Source organism: Thermoflavimicrobium dichotomicum (assembly GCF_900114055.1).
In the GTDB taxonomy this organism is placed as follows: Bacteria; Bacillota; Bacilli; order Thermoactinomycetales; family Thermoactinomycetaceae; genus Thermoflavimicrobium; species Thermoflavimicrobium dichotomicum.
The window spans coordinates 469,698-483,245 of sequence record NZ_FORR01000001.1 but is presented as its reverse complement, the minus strand read 5'-3'; the positions used below and the strand labels follow the sequence as shown (position 1 = coordinate 483,245).

The window sequence follows — 13,548 nt, the reverse complement described above, 5'->3', positions numbered from 1 at the left end:
TTGGAGGTAGATGCAATGTCATCAGTACTGAAAAATTGCCTTCACAAATTTCCACTCTTTCACACACTCTCTGGGCAACACATGCAGAAGATCATGGAATACGCTTTTTTTCGGAAGTATCGTAAGGGACAGATCTTGTTCATGGAAGGAGATCCGCGGGATCGGATCTATTTTTTGCTAAATGGCTATATCAAACTGGTCAGCATGGACGATGATGGTTCCAGCCAATTTTTCTTGTATCTTAAGCCCTATAGCATTTTCCCATATGTCGGACTGTTCCAGGACAAGCATTATCGTTTTTCCGGAGAAGCCGTAACCGATGTTGAACTTCTCTATCTCCCGGCAACCCAATTTGAACGGCTGATCCAGAATGACCCCCATATGCTGATTCATTTGATTCGTATCATGGGTGACAAGATGTATGAACTTGAAATACGGATCCAGAAGTTGACTCAAGTACACGCCACTGATCGGGTGCGGCAACTGATCAGCCTTCTCATCAAGGACATCGGGGAGAAAACGGATGGTGGAGGTATCCGCATTCCCTGTCCGCTAACCACCACTGACCTGGCCAGAATGGCCGGAACCAGCCGGGAGACAGTCAGCCATGTCCTTCAGGAATACAAGGCTTCTGGCAAACTGGCGATCAAATCAAAAATCATTACCATTATCGATCCCGCATTTTTTGCAGTCTGACATGCATCTCCCGTCTCTTTTTTCCAACTACGGGCAGAAGTGCATGTATCTGCTTTTTCGCAAGATTCGCCTCCTTATTGCTGATTGAAGGAACGTTCCTCACTTTCAGTATAAGATGTCGAGCCGTATAGAATTGTGAAGAAGAAAACATATTTTTTGTGAAAAACATCACATTGGAATATATGCATTTAATGACACACGCTTTTGAATCAGCCGCACAAACCTCTGAATGCATGACATTATTACCGTTCACGTTGAGCTTTGGTGAACAGGCCGGAACTAGGGGAAGAAAGCCAAAAAGGTGATCATGATGGAAATCCTGAAAATAAGTTCAAAGAATATAAGCCCAGGAATCGCCAACGTTCTGACGAAGCTGTAATTTGTGTATTTTATGTGAACAACCTCTTATTTGTGAAATAGATCACATTTTTTCATTCCGTATTCTTTTATACTGATAACAAAGACAATATTTCAGTTTGACGATGGGAGTGTGAAACATTTCAAAGTAGACCAATGACCAAATGATAACCATCATGTCATTTGCTGTGAACGACCTCTTATTTGTGAAATCCATCACATATCTTGTCCCATATTGCTTACTGATAACAAAGACAACATTCCAGGTTGATGATGGGAGTGAGAAATTTGAAGAAAACGGGGGTATCAGACAAGCTAAAAAAGTTTCTTTTCGGTTTTGTTCTTTTATTTCTATTGCCTGGATGCAGTGATCGATTTGTCCTTCTTGATCCTGCTGGACCTGTAGCACAAACCGAATATCGAAACATTATGCTTACAATGGTTTTATCCGCGATAGTAGCGATTCCCGTCCTTGCCATCATGGTATATGTGGTCTATCGTTACCGGGATCGTCCTGAAAATCAGGCGCCTTACACGCCGAATTGGGATGATAGCAAAATTTTGGAAGTGATTTGGTGGGGAATCCCTATACTCATTGTTGCTATTCTTGGTGTTTATACCGTTCGTGACACATTCTCCCTGACTCGTCCACCATCAGATCAAAAGCCAGTCACTATACAAGTGGTTTCATTGGATTGGAAGTGGATGTTTTTCTATCCAGAATCGAACATCTCCACTGTCAATTACGTCGAAATTCCTACTGGAGTACCGGTGCAATTTGTGTTAACCGCAGACGCACCCATGAACTCTTTCTGGGTTCCACAGTTGGGTGGACAAGTGTACACAATGCCGGGAATGGAGATGTACCTATGGTTGCAGGCAGATCGCTCCGGAGTATACGAAGGTAAAGGAGCCAACTTCACTGGAAAAGGTTTTGCACACATGAACTTCCAAGTGGTCGCCAAACCGAAGTCTGAATTTGAGGCGTGGGTAAAAAGTGTCAAGAGATCTGCACCTCCATTAACGAATGAAAAATACAACCAGTTAGTCAAGCCAAGCATCGCGAACAAACAACTTTATTCCTCTTATCCAACATCACTTTATAAAGATATTGTCAACAAAAACGGTGGAATGTACTACACGCATCACGGGCACCACTGATGCCTTATAGAAAAGATGAGAAAGGTGGGAGTGATAGGATGGTCCATCAGATTGTTGAGTACTTGCGGAACGCTGACCCTTTGATCCAGATGTCAGCGGCAGCCATTGTTTTGACGCTCCTCGGCATCATATTCGCTTTAACATACTACAAGAAATGGAGATGGCTGTGGCGTGAGTGGATCACTACAGTTGATCACAAAAAGATCGGGATCATGTATCTGATTTGCGCCTTGTTGATGCTGTTTCGTGGCGGCGTAGACGCTCTACTGATGCGCACCCAACTCGCTTTTCCTAATATGAATTTTTTGGACTCACAACACTACAATGAAATCTTTTCCACACATGGAACCATCATGATTCTGTTCGTGGCCATGCCTTTGATTTTTGCCATGATGAATATTGTGGTTCCTTTGCAGATCGGGGCACGTGACGTAGCCTTTCCTTTCTTGAACGCCGTAAGTTTTTGGCTGTTTTTCTTTGGTGCATTGCTGTTTAACCTTTCCTTCGTACTTGGGGGTTCTCCCGATGCTGGATGGGTGAGCTATCCGCCATTGGCGGAGTTGTCGCATAGCCCAGGCCCCGGAATCAATTACTATGTTCTCTCTCTTCAAATCTCCGGGATTGGAAGCATTGCGACAGGGATCAACTTTATCGTTACGATTCTCAAGATGCGTGCCCCCGGTATGACACTCATGAAGATGCCGTTATTTGCCTGGTCCGTTCTTGCATCCTGTATTGTCATTATCTTTGCCTTTCCGCCTTTAACAGTCGCACTTGCGCTTTTGGGACTGGACCGAATTTTCGGAACCCACTTCTTTACGATGCTACATGGCGGAAATCCAATGATGTACGTCAACCTCTTCTGGATTTGGGGACATCCGGAAGTGTATATTGCCATTCTTCCTGTATACGGTATTCTTTCTGAGATTGTCAGCACGTTTTCCAAGAAATACATTTTCGGTTACAAATCCATGGTTGCTTCTCTCATGTTGATCAGTGTCATCAGCTATTTTGTCTGGGTACACCATTTCTTTACGATGGGGGCTGGTCCAGGCGTAAACAGTTTCTTTGCGGTTGCTTCCATGGCTGTTGGAATCCCAACAGGTGTAAAGGTTTTTAACTGGCTGTTCACAATGTTTAGAGGTCGGATCCGAGTCACATTGCCGATGCTCTGGGCGCTTGCTTTTATCCCCTGTTTTGTCATCGGTGGAGCGACTGGGATCACGCTTGCATCTGCACCTTCCGATTACCAGCTTCACAATAGTTACTTTGTGATCGCTCACTTCCATCAGACATTGATTGGAGGCGCGGTATTTGGATTACTTGCAGGGATGTATTACTGGTGGCCGAAAATGTTTGGCTTTAAACTGAATGAAACCCTTGGCAAATGGGCGTTCTGGTTCTTCAACATTGGATTTTATGTTTGCTTCATGCCGCAATATGCGCTGGGATTCATGGGAATGACCCGACGAGTGTATACGTATCCTGCTGAAACAGGATGGGGATCACTCAATTTCATTTCAACCGTTGGTGCGTATTTGATGGGTATTGGGTTTCTCTTTATCGTCGTTCAAGTTCTTTACAGCATTCGCTACGGGGAACGTGATACGACAGGAGACCCATGGGATGGACGTACATTGGAATGGTCTCTTCCATCACCTGCCCCACACTATAACTTTGCCCAAATCCCCACAATCAATGGACGTGATGCCTGGTGGGAAATGAAACAACAACGGAAAGCAGGCAGCCTGGTATCGGAAAATGAGTTAAAACCGATTCACATGCCGAATCGTACACCTCTGCCTTTCTTGATGTCCCTGGCGTTCTTTGTCAGCGGATTCGGTCTGGTATTTAACCAATTCACGATCGCTACAGTAGGGCTGATCGGTGTGATCGTATGCATGCTTTGGCGTTCGCTAGAAGATGATAGGGGCTACTATCTTTCCGTTGACGAAATTAAGCAAACAGAAGCTTCAGTAAGGGGGGCATAACAGGATGGAAGCAACTGAAAAAACGATTAGCGATCAGAAGCCACAAGAACATGGCATGGAAGAAGAAGAAAAATATGTCCTTGGTTTCTGGCTTTTCCTGGCTTCGGACCTCGTGTTATTTGCCAGTCTGTTTGCTACCTATCTCGTACTGCGCACGCATACGGATGGGGGGCCGACAGAAGCACAGCTGTTTGAAATCCCGGTGTTCATGCTGGAAACCTTCCTGTTGTTAACCAGCAGTTATACCTGTGGGCTGGCTATGCATGCACTAAAAAATGGACATGCAAGAAGATTGATCGGGTGGATAGCGGTTACCGTGTTGCTGGGTCTTGCATTTGTCGGGATCGAGATCAACGAATTTATCACCTATTCGTCGGAAGGAGCCACGATGCAACGCAGTGCATTCCTGTCCGCTTTCTACGCTCTGGTGGGAACACATGGACTTCACGTGTCTTTGGGAATTGTCTGGTTGATCTCTGTAGCCATCCAGCTGATGCGCAAATCGATCCAGCCAACCACAGCCCGAAAATTTATTAACGCTGGACTGTACTGGCACTTCCTGGATGTAGTATGGGTGATGATTTTTACAGTCGTGTATCTGATGGGGGTGATGGGATGAAAACGAAAGAACCATTATCTGGTAAGTACACAGGTTTCCCATGGGGGCATGTTATCGGCTATATGGGATCGATTCTGCTGACTCTTGTTGCATTGTGGTTAGCGGTAAATCCCCCCTTTTCCCAGGGGGGCATCATTACCATCTTATTGGTGCTTGCCGTCCTTCAGATCCTGATCCAATTGATCTTCTTTATGCATATCACAGAAAGTCGTGGCCCGGCCTTTCATACACTTGCAATCGTACTTGGGTTTCTGTTTACATTTGCCGTTGTTGCCGGATCAATATGGATCATGACTTTTAATTCCCAGGTTCAATGATCCACAATGAAAGAGGTGGGAAAAATGTCAGCTCCATCGTTACATTCTGTTCAATCATCGCATCGAACCTTTTTGATGGCGATGAAGAAGTTGAAAGCATACTTCACACTTACCAAACCAGGAATCACGATCTTTATGATTTTTACGGCGATTTGCGCAGCAATCGTAGCCAAAGGAGAATGGCCCGATGTTTGGGCCATGGCTTTGGTGACGATCGGTCTTGCTTTGTCCGCAGGCGGGGCGGCGTCGATCAATATGTGGTATGATCGTGACATCGACAAAATCATGAAGCGAACGATGGAGCGACCGCTTCCCACCGGACAGCTTCGGCCGCAATCAGCCTTGATCTTTGGTATTGGATTGGAACTGTTGTCCCTGATCTGGTTTTGGGTGTTTGTTAACGGTCTTACAGCCATTTTGTCGCTTGCCGGTTTTTTGTATTACACTGTGATTTATACCATGTGGCTAAAAAGAAGGACACCGCAAAATATTGTGATAGGGGGAGGTGCGGGTGCCATTCCCCCTATGATTGGCTGGTCGGCGATGACAGGAGAGCTTGGATGGCCGGCCGTGATCATGTTTGCCATCATTTTCTTTTGGACCCCTCCCCATTTCTGGCCGCTTGTGATTGTGAAAAATGACGACTATGTACGTGCAGGTATTCCAATGATGCCGGTAGTCTCAGGCCAAAGAAATACAAAAAGACAGTGTATCTTTTACACCTTTGTTCTTTTGCTCATTTCTTTCGGACTGTATTTCACTGGTGCTGTAGGCGGTTTCTACTTGGCGGGAGCGATTCTATCCGGATTGGCATTTTTCTACTTTCAGATTCGCATGTGGTACGAACAAGACGATCACACCATGTGGGCAAAACGAGCATTTTTTGCTTCTTTGGTATACTTGCCAGTTTTGTTTATCTTTATGGTTATCGATTCGTTATTTTAGTTCTCGATACATTGATCGGACATGTCCTCGATCGTGAACACCTTCCCCGGCGAAAGACACATCTTCCCTAACCGGAAATAAATCGCCTTCGGCTTCAACTGACAAGTCGTCAAAGTGAATGCCCGAGACAAATGGGAAACAAATTGAATGAAAAGCAAATACTAGAAGTGATTACAAAGGACCACGGTCATAACACCGGGAGGATGGGTCTTTTAAAGGGAAGACCAAATGTCTGGTCATCTGGTTTTCTGGGAAAAATGATTCAATGATCTTGCGACAGAAAATGGAAAAGTGACAATGAAACCGTTTTTCCCTAGGCAACTTCAGAAGAATGAAAAACAATAGGAAAAATGGGGTTGCACCAAAAGTGCATTTGATGTTACAACGAAATTTGAGCGATACAACCCCTGCTTCATAATGGACAATCAATAATAAAAGAGGAAGTGAAAAAATGAGCGAAGCTGCAAAAACCTACGAAGGATGGTATGCATATCATGATTTCCGCAAGATCGATTGGAACAAATGGAAATCACTCAACCCCTCGGAAAGGCAACAAATGATTAAGGAATTGCTTGAAACGATCCGAGAATTTTCAACAGTGGAAGATGACCGTCAAGGCAGTTTTGGTCAATATGCCATCCTTGGTCATAAAGCAGATCTCCTGTTTATCCATCTTCGCCCCACCATGGACGAATTAAATGAAGTAAAATTGCAATTTGATAAAACAGGTTTCGCAGATGTAACTTCCACGCCATATTCCTATATTTCTGTCGTCGAGCTCAGTTCTTACACGATACCACCGGATGTAGATCCCTTAAGTGATCCTGCTTTCCGGGAACGTCTCCAACCGATCCTGCCAAAAACGCAATATGTATGTTTCTATCCCATGAACAAACGGAGACTCGGAGACGATAACTGGTATATGCTCTCATCGGAAGAGCGGCGGAGAATGATGAGAAGCCACGGATTGATCGGTCGCTCTTATGCGGGGAAGGTTCGGCAGATCATTACAGGCTCGGTCGGCTTCGATGATTGGGAATGGGGAGTTTCCCTGTTTTCAGACGACCCATTGAATTTTAAAAAGCTGGTATATGAAATGAGGTTTGATGAGGTAAGTGCGCGATTTGGAGAATTTGGCCCCTTTTATGTCGGTTGCAGATTGACAGATGAGGGGTTAAGCGATTTGCTCAGCAAAAACATCAAGGGATAAATTTGAAATGAGAAGAGACAAACCCTCGACTTTTTCGAAAGAAAAGGCCGAGGGTTTGAATATTTACGCCGCCCAGATCCTTTACAAGGCGCACGCCGGGTACAAATCATCTCTACAAAAAATTCTTTAACAGCTCTTGGTACATTTTTATCCGACCCTTTAGGGCAGGACGTCATCAATGTAGTTACCTGAAGTCACTTGTGACAATGTTGTTTGAGTGCATTGTAGTCGCGAATGATAAACTTGTTCCGTCCCATCTCCATAATCCCTTCCTTGCGCAATCGATTCAACAAGCGATTGACCGTTTCACGCGTAGTGCCGATGGCGCAGGCAAACTCCTGGTGAGTCATAGGGATGTCGATATAAACAGTGCCATTTATATTTTCTCCATATTTTTCGGCCAGCTTTAGCAGAAAGGACAAGCCGCGATTTTGCACATAACAAGGAAAGGGGAATCTGCAAACCTTTATCGCCAAGATTGATCAGGTGACCGCACTGTCAATGCCGAAAAAGCAAAAGTAATCGCCTCATTTATAATTGAAGCTTACCATATCTTATCACATCACTTGATGAAAGAAGAAAATGTTCTGTTCCCGATGGCAGAACGCATGCTATCTTCTGAAGAAAAAGATCTTCTGGCGAAAAAGATTCAGACCGTTTAAGCGTTGAACTGCTTTACGGTCTGGTGAATGAATAAAGGATAAGAAATAGCAATAGAGTATTCCGAACTCAAATTTTCCCCTTAAAGGCTGATCTGCAGATATTCATTTTGCATGGGCCTTTCCTTCCTCGCATAGGGCAGTCGTTCACCAGTGAGCGACCAGCCGGTTTTCAGGCCGAGGATAAACCAGCCAAGCACGAGCGCACCAATCGCAAAAATGGTGTCGCCAATTACCCTGAGCCATACAAAGTTGTGAATGATTCCCTGCGACATGAATTCAGCCGAACGTGCAAACCAAGTGCCGTGTTCCACACTTGCCCATGTTTGAGTCGTCCGATATTGATCGCCCAAAACGAGAAAGCGAGTGCCTTCGTTTTCCATATGTGTTTTTTGGTCAAACCCCGCAAGCAAAAAAGCATGAGCCCAATTCCCAACATCCCGTACACTCCGAATAGCGCCGTATGCCCATGCACGGATGTGGTGTTAAGTCCTTGCATGTAATAAAGTGCAATCGGAGGATTGATGAAGAATCCGAACAATCCGGCGCCTACAAGGTTCCAAAAAACAACAGCAATAAAATAGTAAATCGGCCACTTGTAAGCTGATACCCAAGGCCGGGCACGGGTAAGGGTCAAATTTTCGTACGCTTCGAATCCGATGAGTACCAATGTCGGACTTGCGAGAGGATTAACCCCCTGGGTTAAAACCCCCCTTGTCCGACGCTCGCTCTCATCCCTATAACTGAGGCTAAGGAGTTCTCTTGCACGCAAGGATATAAATTTTATAGTGGAAGTTTAACACTCCTTCCACTTTCCTTAATTTTTATCCAATGTATTATAGTAAGACTAACGCCGGGGAAATCCCGGTTCATTCCGCTGATTCAAGCCGTTCTGTTTTCAGATCTCCTCCCGCGTTAGAACTTCCGTCATTCGAATGGAAGGCAAGCCGCCGGACTCTTTCATAAGCTTCGGGGGTGTCGATATCCAGCACGGCACCGGAGTCTTCCACAGACAAAATGGTCCGGTTCGGTATGGTGCAAATTACCCCTTTCGCTCCCTCATCCCCCTTCAGTCCCGTCAAATCTAACGACCGGATATTTCCCAGAAAAACAGGATGGCCGGGAATGCCCTGAAAAGAAGGCCGGACGACAAAGGGCTCGGGCTTCCCAAGGGTATGGAGCTTTTCAAGACCTCTTTCGAGGACCCGTCGGATCGTATCTTCTGCAATCAGAGGTTGATCGCCCAAAAACACCATTGCTGAATGGTAGCGACCTTCCACATTTGCTAAACCGGTCAAAAGGGATGTACTCTGTCCGGCGGCGTAATTTTGGTTGACCACCCAACGGAAGCGATCGTCCTTGATCCGGATCAACTGCTGAATCTCTTCCGCCTGGTGACCGACTACCGTAACCACCTCTGGGAAGTGGAATGTCAGCGTCTTCCGGATGACCTGCTCCAACAAGGGCTTGCCTCCCCAGTCGAGGAGTTGTTTCGGTGTCCCCATCCGCGATGATGTCCCCGCAGCGAGGATTAGGGCAAACACGCCAGTCTCCATGGTCAACACCTTTCGGCATTAGTTGTGAACTGCTTGACAATAAGTTGACGAGCTTCTCGATTCATTGAGCCTGTTTATGCGGTTCTCCCTTTGATGACTCGTTCCATATATAGGTTTGGTCAAGCAATGATCTGTCCGTTGACGTCACAAACCAATGTGCATCCACATGAACAGGAGTGGATGTGATCATTCAAGTTAGATGAGGTCAGATGTCACCGCCTGAAGACAGCATAACCAAAACGCTATCATTTCTCCATTGAATCGGATGCATTTCTCTCTTAGAAATGACCGCAGCATACTGACATCTCCCTGTCTACATAACGAATCGATCGCAACCGAGAGTACACCCGGTTGCGATCATCTCCGGGCGGGTTGATGAACACTTTCCCGTCCCCGCAAAAATCCGCCCGCATGGCCATTTCTAAATGCCAGGATCTCCGACAGAATACTGATCGCCACTTCCTCCGAGGTTTCGGCACCGATGTCAAGGCCGACAGGATTATACATTCGGGCCAGCTGCTCCTCTCGGAAGATGACCCCTTCCTTTTCCAGTGCCTCCAGCATCCGCTGGCAGCGGGATCGCGGTCCGAGCACACCCACGTAGGGAGCAGGGGAGTTCAGTACAAAGCGGAGGGTTGCCCGGTCACGCTCCAAGTGGTGGTTCATCACGACGACATGCGTCCGCCTTCCGATGTTCACCCGTTCCTCCCAGGAATTCACATCGGCCAGAATGATCCGTGCTCCCGGAAAACGCTCCTCCGTAGCGTAAGCCGGGCGTGGATCCACCACCGTTGTTTTGAAGCCCAACTGGACGGCGAATTTCGCCAGAGGGATGGCATCATGACCAGCACCGAAAATAATCAGTTCAAACGGCGGAAGGTTGACATCGACGAAAACCTGTGCTTGCCCGCCACCAGGCAAGGAAAACTGACACGTCTCCGACTTGGGATAAAGGGTGTCCAGTTTTTTCCTTGCCAACTCGACAACCAACCGGTTCAGGGATGCGTCGCCCAAATCCCCCAAGGGTTCGCCATCCTCAGGGACAAAGAGACGAGCTCCAACGGGAAGAGCCGGGGAAGAAGACTCCAAGAGCGTGCTCAACACGGCTGCCCGCTCTTCCTTAAGGCAAACAGTCCACGCGGCAAGAGGTTCTTTTACCAAGTCACGGGAACTGTTTTCTTTCTGTCCACTCATGAGAGCCCCTCCTTTCCTGCGAAACCCTGTCCCTCTGCATTCTCTTCGACGGATGACCGCGAAGTGTCAGTAACCTTCTCTGTTCCATCGTCCGAAACTGGCTCGATCCATATGTCGACAGTTCCCGGACAGCCTAGCCCCAAACCCCACACAAAATCTTCGTCCAAATCATAACGCTTGAGGACAGGGCGACCATCTGCCATCACCTGTTTGGCCACTTCCGTCACGTCTGGCTCCAGGCAACCGCCGGAAATCACACCGTTGGCGCCCTCCCGACGATAGGCAGATCCTTTCACGCGGACAACAGTGGCCAGTGCCATCTTCCGGCCAGCCCGCTTCGCTTCTTCCATTGCCAAGGCGATTTCCCGATTCTCTCTCACATCCGTCACCTCCAATTCATGGATGCGTTTGGTCAGTTGAAAGGAGGCCGAATCGCAGGCCTCCGAAAACGTGTCGATGCAGGGAAGAGTTGCCTTCATCCTCCCTGGCTTCAGGCCAATATCTCCAGACGGCCAGAACGGGTTGAACCAGATCACTCCTGGCCGTCGTCATCCGATTTGACGATGAGGTGGAAATGCTCGAAATTCGTGTCCAAAATCGCTAATCCTCTCAACTGGTTTACATGATGAGCCCTAGGACTGTGGTGAAATCCACCTGACTCACGATATCGTTCTCCTCCCAGAACCAACAGAAAACCGGAATAGCGAGAACATGGAAAAACAGGAGCAGATGCTCCATAAGATGATCGGGATAACGGAACGTGGAGGATCGCTTCAAACTTCAGGATTCGTATCTCCCTCTCCAGATGGAGATGCGGAATCCAAAATGAGAGGCAGTGGTGTCACAGGATCGGAAATCGGCCGGAAAATCTGACTTTCCACTGCTTCCCGCCAGCTGTCCAGGTCATGTACGTCGACCAGTCGATGGATGTACGGCCGCGCTATTGTCATGCCAGATGAGATTGGTTCATAGCCTGGATCACCGAGCAGGGGATTGATCCATACCATGTGCCGCACGCGTTCGGAAAGCGACTGCAAAGCGGAGCGCAAGCGTTCGGGATGGCCGGCGTCAAACCCGTCCGACACGATGATCACAAAAGTGTGTCGCCGCAGCAGACCGCCGTACCTGTGCTGCAACTCCTCAAGCGCTTCCCCAATGCGTGTTCCTCCCTTGAGCTCTGTCAGTTCCGACACCGTGATCCCTTTCACGGCTTTACGCGCCACCAGATGCGTGACACGCTTGAGCCGGGTCGAGAAGACGAACACCTCGCTGCGCAGACGCAGGCGTGTAAACGACCATGCGAGGGCAGTCATGAACGGGGCATACTCCTTCATCGATCCGGAAATGTCGATCAAAAGTACAACCGACGGTCGATCTGGACGATACTGTTGCCAACGCAGTCGGAGCGGCTCACCCGCATAACGGACGCTCTCACGCATCGTCGCACGCAGATTCACCCGATCGCGCCCGCCACGACGAAACCGTCTCCCCGGCGGGCTGTCGAATTGTCGCAAAGCCCGCTTGGTGACGGCCAACACCGCCTGCAACTGATTCGAGTCAGCTTGCAGGGCGTAGCGTTCTCCCTGATTCGGACTGGATCCCGGTTGCATGGCAAAACTCACAGTGGACGAGTGATCTTGTGTCACAGCCGGCCCCCTTGAATGCCCGGACCGATCCTCCAACTGAACCCGTTTCTTTTCTTCCAGCCGGGTTCCCCGATTCAAAAAATGACGCTCAAACAGATGTGGAAACGAAGCCCACTCGACCGGTGAGCGTGCATAGACCGAACGCAGTGCAAAAAAAAGTTGCTCCGGCATCGACAAGTCCGCCTCTTCCAAACACTTGAGCGCAGCCAATGTCTCCGGTGTCCCCACACGAAACCCGTATTTGCGCAGAAAAGGGGCAAAATCCTGCACCTGACGAATCAGCGTTGCAGTCATCTTCGTCAGTCCGGACAGATCTATGCGTTCCACAATTGGGCCAGTCCTTTCTCTCGTACCAGTTCCATGTCTTCCTGCGTCTTTAACAGGCACCCGAGCGTCAGTTGGGTTACTGTCTCGTCCAATTCTCCCGCCGCCAGTTCAGCGACAGCACGCGCCCAATCGATTGTTTCCGCCATTCCTGGAGGCTTGAGCAATGACCATTTGCGCAACCGGCGCACCGCACGCGCAATCTGGCGGGCAATGGCCGGAGCCACATCAGGCACGTGAAGGGCAATGATGGCTGCTTCCTGCTCCACGCTCGGATAGTCTAACCAATAGTAGAGACAACGCCTCCTGAGCGCATCCGATAAATCGCGTGTGCGATTGGACGTCAGGATCACCGTCGGCGGCTCTGCAGCACGAAACGAGCCCCGTTCCGGAATCGTAATCTGGAACTCTGACAGGAATTCCAGCAACAGGGCTTCAAATTCTTCGTCGGCCCGATCCACCTCGTCGATTAACAGAACGGGGGCGGGTTTTGTCTTCAAAGCACGCAATAAAGGCCGTTCAATCAAGAAACGGTCAGTGTAGATGTCCGGTGCCGTATTCCCGGCCTCGCCGGATAACGTGGCTCTGGTCATCAATAGCTGTTTGGGATAATCCCAATCGTACAGAGCGTGAGCAGCATCCAATCCCTCGTAGCACTGCAGACGAATCAACTCGACGCCACGAACTGCCGACACTGCCTTGGCCAGTGCGGTTTTACCGACACCGGCCGGGCCCTCCAAAAGCAGTGGTCGGCCCAGCCGTTGTGCCAGGTAGAGAACCATGGCCAGTCCCTCATCGGCCACGTAATTGGCTTCACGTAAGTTTTTCTTCAACTTCTCCACATGATTGTTCACGATTCTGTCCCTCCGCGAA

At 48.4% G+C, this 13,548-nt stretch carries 14 protein-coding genes; 7 read left to right on the top strand and 7 right to left on the bottom strand.

Annotated features, from left to right (window positions below; genetic code table 11):
• Nucleotides 1-15 precede the first annotated feature (15 nt).
• From BMZ78_RS02250 to hemQ, 7 genes are all read left to right on the top strand, one after another.
• On the top strand, nt 16-696 hold the full coding sequence (locus BMZ78_RS02250) for a Crp/Fnr family transcriptional regulator (RefSeq protein ID WP_093227590.1): 681 nt from the start codon (nt 16-18) through the stop codon (nt 694-696).
• Nucleotides 697-1,341: 645 nt separating this feature from the next.
• Entirely contained in the window at nt 1,342-2,214 is an 873-nt protein-coding gene (gene coxB / locus BMZ78_RS02245; RefSeq protein ID WP_245739700.1) for a cytochrome c oxidase subunit II, read from the top strand.
• Between the two features lie 38 nt (nt 2,215-2,252).
• Nucleotides 2,253-4,205, top strand: coding sequence for a cytochrome aa3 quinol oxidase subunit I (gene qoxB, locus BMZ78_RS02240; RefSeq protein WP_093227586.1), 1,953 nt, complete (start codon nt 2,253-2,255; stop codon nt 4,203-4,205).
• 4 nt (nt 4,206-4,209) lie between these two features.
• A complete protein-coding gene (locus BMZ78_RS02235) occupies nt 4,210-4,824 on the top strand; it encodes a cytochrome (ubi)quinol oxidase subunit III (RefSeq protein WP_093227584.1) in 615 nt (204 codons plus the stop codon).
• Nucleotides 4,821-5,141, top strand: coding sequence for a cytochrome o ubiquinol oxidase subunit IV (locus BMZ78_RS02230; RefSeq protein ID WP_175482240.1), 321 nt, complete (start codon nt 4,821-4,823; stop codon nt 5,139-5,141). The genes BMZ78_RS02235 and BMZ78_RS02230 overlap by 4 nt, the downstream gene beginning before the upstream one ends.
• 24 nt (nt 5,142-5,165) lie before the next feature.
• Complete coding sequence (locus tag BMZ78_RS02225; RefSeq protein WP_093227580.1) at nt 5,166-6,086, top strand: heme o synthase; 921 nt, start codon at nt 5,166-5,168, stop codon at nt 6,084-6,086.
• Nucleotides 6,087-6,537: 451 nt separating this feature from the next.
• Nucleotides 6,538-7,296, top strand: a complete 759-nt coding sequence (gene hemQ / locus BMZ78_RS02220; RefSeq protein WP_093227578.1) for a hydrogen peroxide-dependent heme synthase — start codon at nt 6,538-6,540, stop codon at nt 7,294-7,296.
• A 194-nt stretch (nt 7,297-7,490) separates the two neighbouring features.
• Here hemQ and BMZ78_RS02215 read toward each other — a convergent pair whose 3' ends face one another.
• The 7 genes from BMZ78_RS02215 to BMZ78_RS02185 form a co-directional block, all read right to left on the bottom strand.
• Nucleotides 7,491-7,718, bottom strand: a complete 228-nt coding sequence (locus BMZ78_RS02215) for a helix-turn-helix domain-containing protein (protein WP_245739699.1) — start codon at nt 7,716-7,718, stop codon at nt 7,491-7,493.
• 469 nt (nt 7,719-8,187) lie between these two features.
• The gene (locus BMZ78_RS02210) at nt 8,188-8,592 is read right to left on the bottom strand and encodes a cbb3-type cytochrome c oxidase subunit I (RefSeq protein WP_245739711.1); all 405 of its coding nucleotides are present in this window, start codon (nt 8,590-8,592) and stop codon (nt 8,188-8,190) included.
• Nucleotides 8,593-8,824: 232 nt separating this feature from the next.
• Complete coding sequence (locus tag BMZ78_RS02205) at nt 8,825-9,511, bottom strand: nucleotidyltransferase family protein (protein ID WP_093227574.1); 687 nt, start codon at nt 9,509-9,511, stop codon at nt 8,825-8,827.
• A 357-nt stretch (nt 9,512-9,868) separates the two neighbouring features.
• Nucleotides 9,869-10,705 (bottom strand): XdhC family protein, encoded by an 837-nt coding sequence (locus BMZ78_RS02200; RefSeq protein WP_093227572.1) that lies wholly within the window; start codon nt 10,703-10,705, stop codon nt 9,869-9,871.
• Entirely contained in the window at nt 10,702-11,085 is a 384-nt protein-coding gene (locus tag BMZ78_RS02195; protein ID WP_093227729.1) for an XdhC family protein, read from the bottom strand. Before BMZ78_RS02195 ends, BMZ78_RS02200 begins: the two co-directional genes overlap by 4 nt.
• A gap of 393 nt (nt 11,086-11,478) precedes the next feature.
• On the bottom strand, nt 11,479-12,678 hold the full coding sequence (locus BMZ78_RS02190) for a vWA domain-containing protein (protein ID WP_245739698.1): 1,200 nt from the start codon (nt 12,676-12,678) through the stop codon (nt 11,479-11,481).
• Nucleotides 12,666-13,529, bottom strand: coding sequence for an AAA family ATPase (locus BMZ78_RS02185; protein ID WP_245739697.1), 864 nt, complete (start codon nt 13,527-13,529; stop codon nt 12,666-12,668). Before BMZ78_RS02185 ends, BMZ78_RS02190 begins: the two co-directional genes overlap by 13 nt.
• Nucleotides 13,530-13,548 lie beyond the last annotated feature (19 nt).

What these genes read in the sequence shown, in the direction of transcription:
- BMZ78_RS02250 (WP_093227590.1), top strand. Translation starts at nt 16, where the DNA reads ATGTCATCAGTACTGAAAAATTGCCTTCACAAATTTCCACTCTTTCAC.
- qoxB (WP_093227586.1), top strand. Translation starts at nt 2,253, where the DNA reads ATGGTCCATCAGATTGTTGAGTACTTGCGGAACGCTGACCCTTTGATC.
- BMZ78_RS02235 (WP_093227584.1), top strand. Translation starts at nt 4,210, where the DNA reads ATGGAAGCAACTGAAAAAACGATTAGCGATCAGAAGCCACAAGAACAT.
- BMZ78_RS02230 (WP_175482240.1), top strand. Translation starts at nt 4,821, where the DNA reads ATGAAAACGAAAGAACCATTATCTGGTAAGTACACAGGTTTCCCATGG.
- BMZ78_RS02225 (WP_093227580.1), top strand. Translation starts at nt 5,166, where the DNA reads ATGTCAGCTCCATCGTTACATTCTGTTCAATCATCGCATCGAACCTTT.
- hemQ (WP_093227578.1), top strand. Translation starts at nt 6,538, where the DNA reads ATGAGCGAAGCTGCAAAAACCTACGAAGGATGGTATGCATATCATGAT.
- BMZ78_RS02205 (WP_093227574.1), bottom strand. Translation starts at nt 9,511, where the DNA reads ATGGAGACTGGCGTGTTTGCCCTAATCCTCGCTGCGGGGACATCATCG.
- BMZ78_RS02200 (WP_093227572.1), bottom strand. Translation starts at nt 10,705, where the DNA reads ATGAGTGGACAGAAAGAAAACAGTTCCCGTGACTTGGTAAAAGAACCT.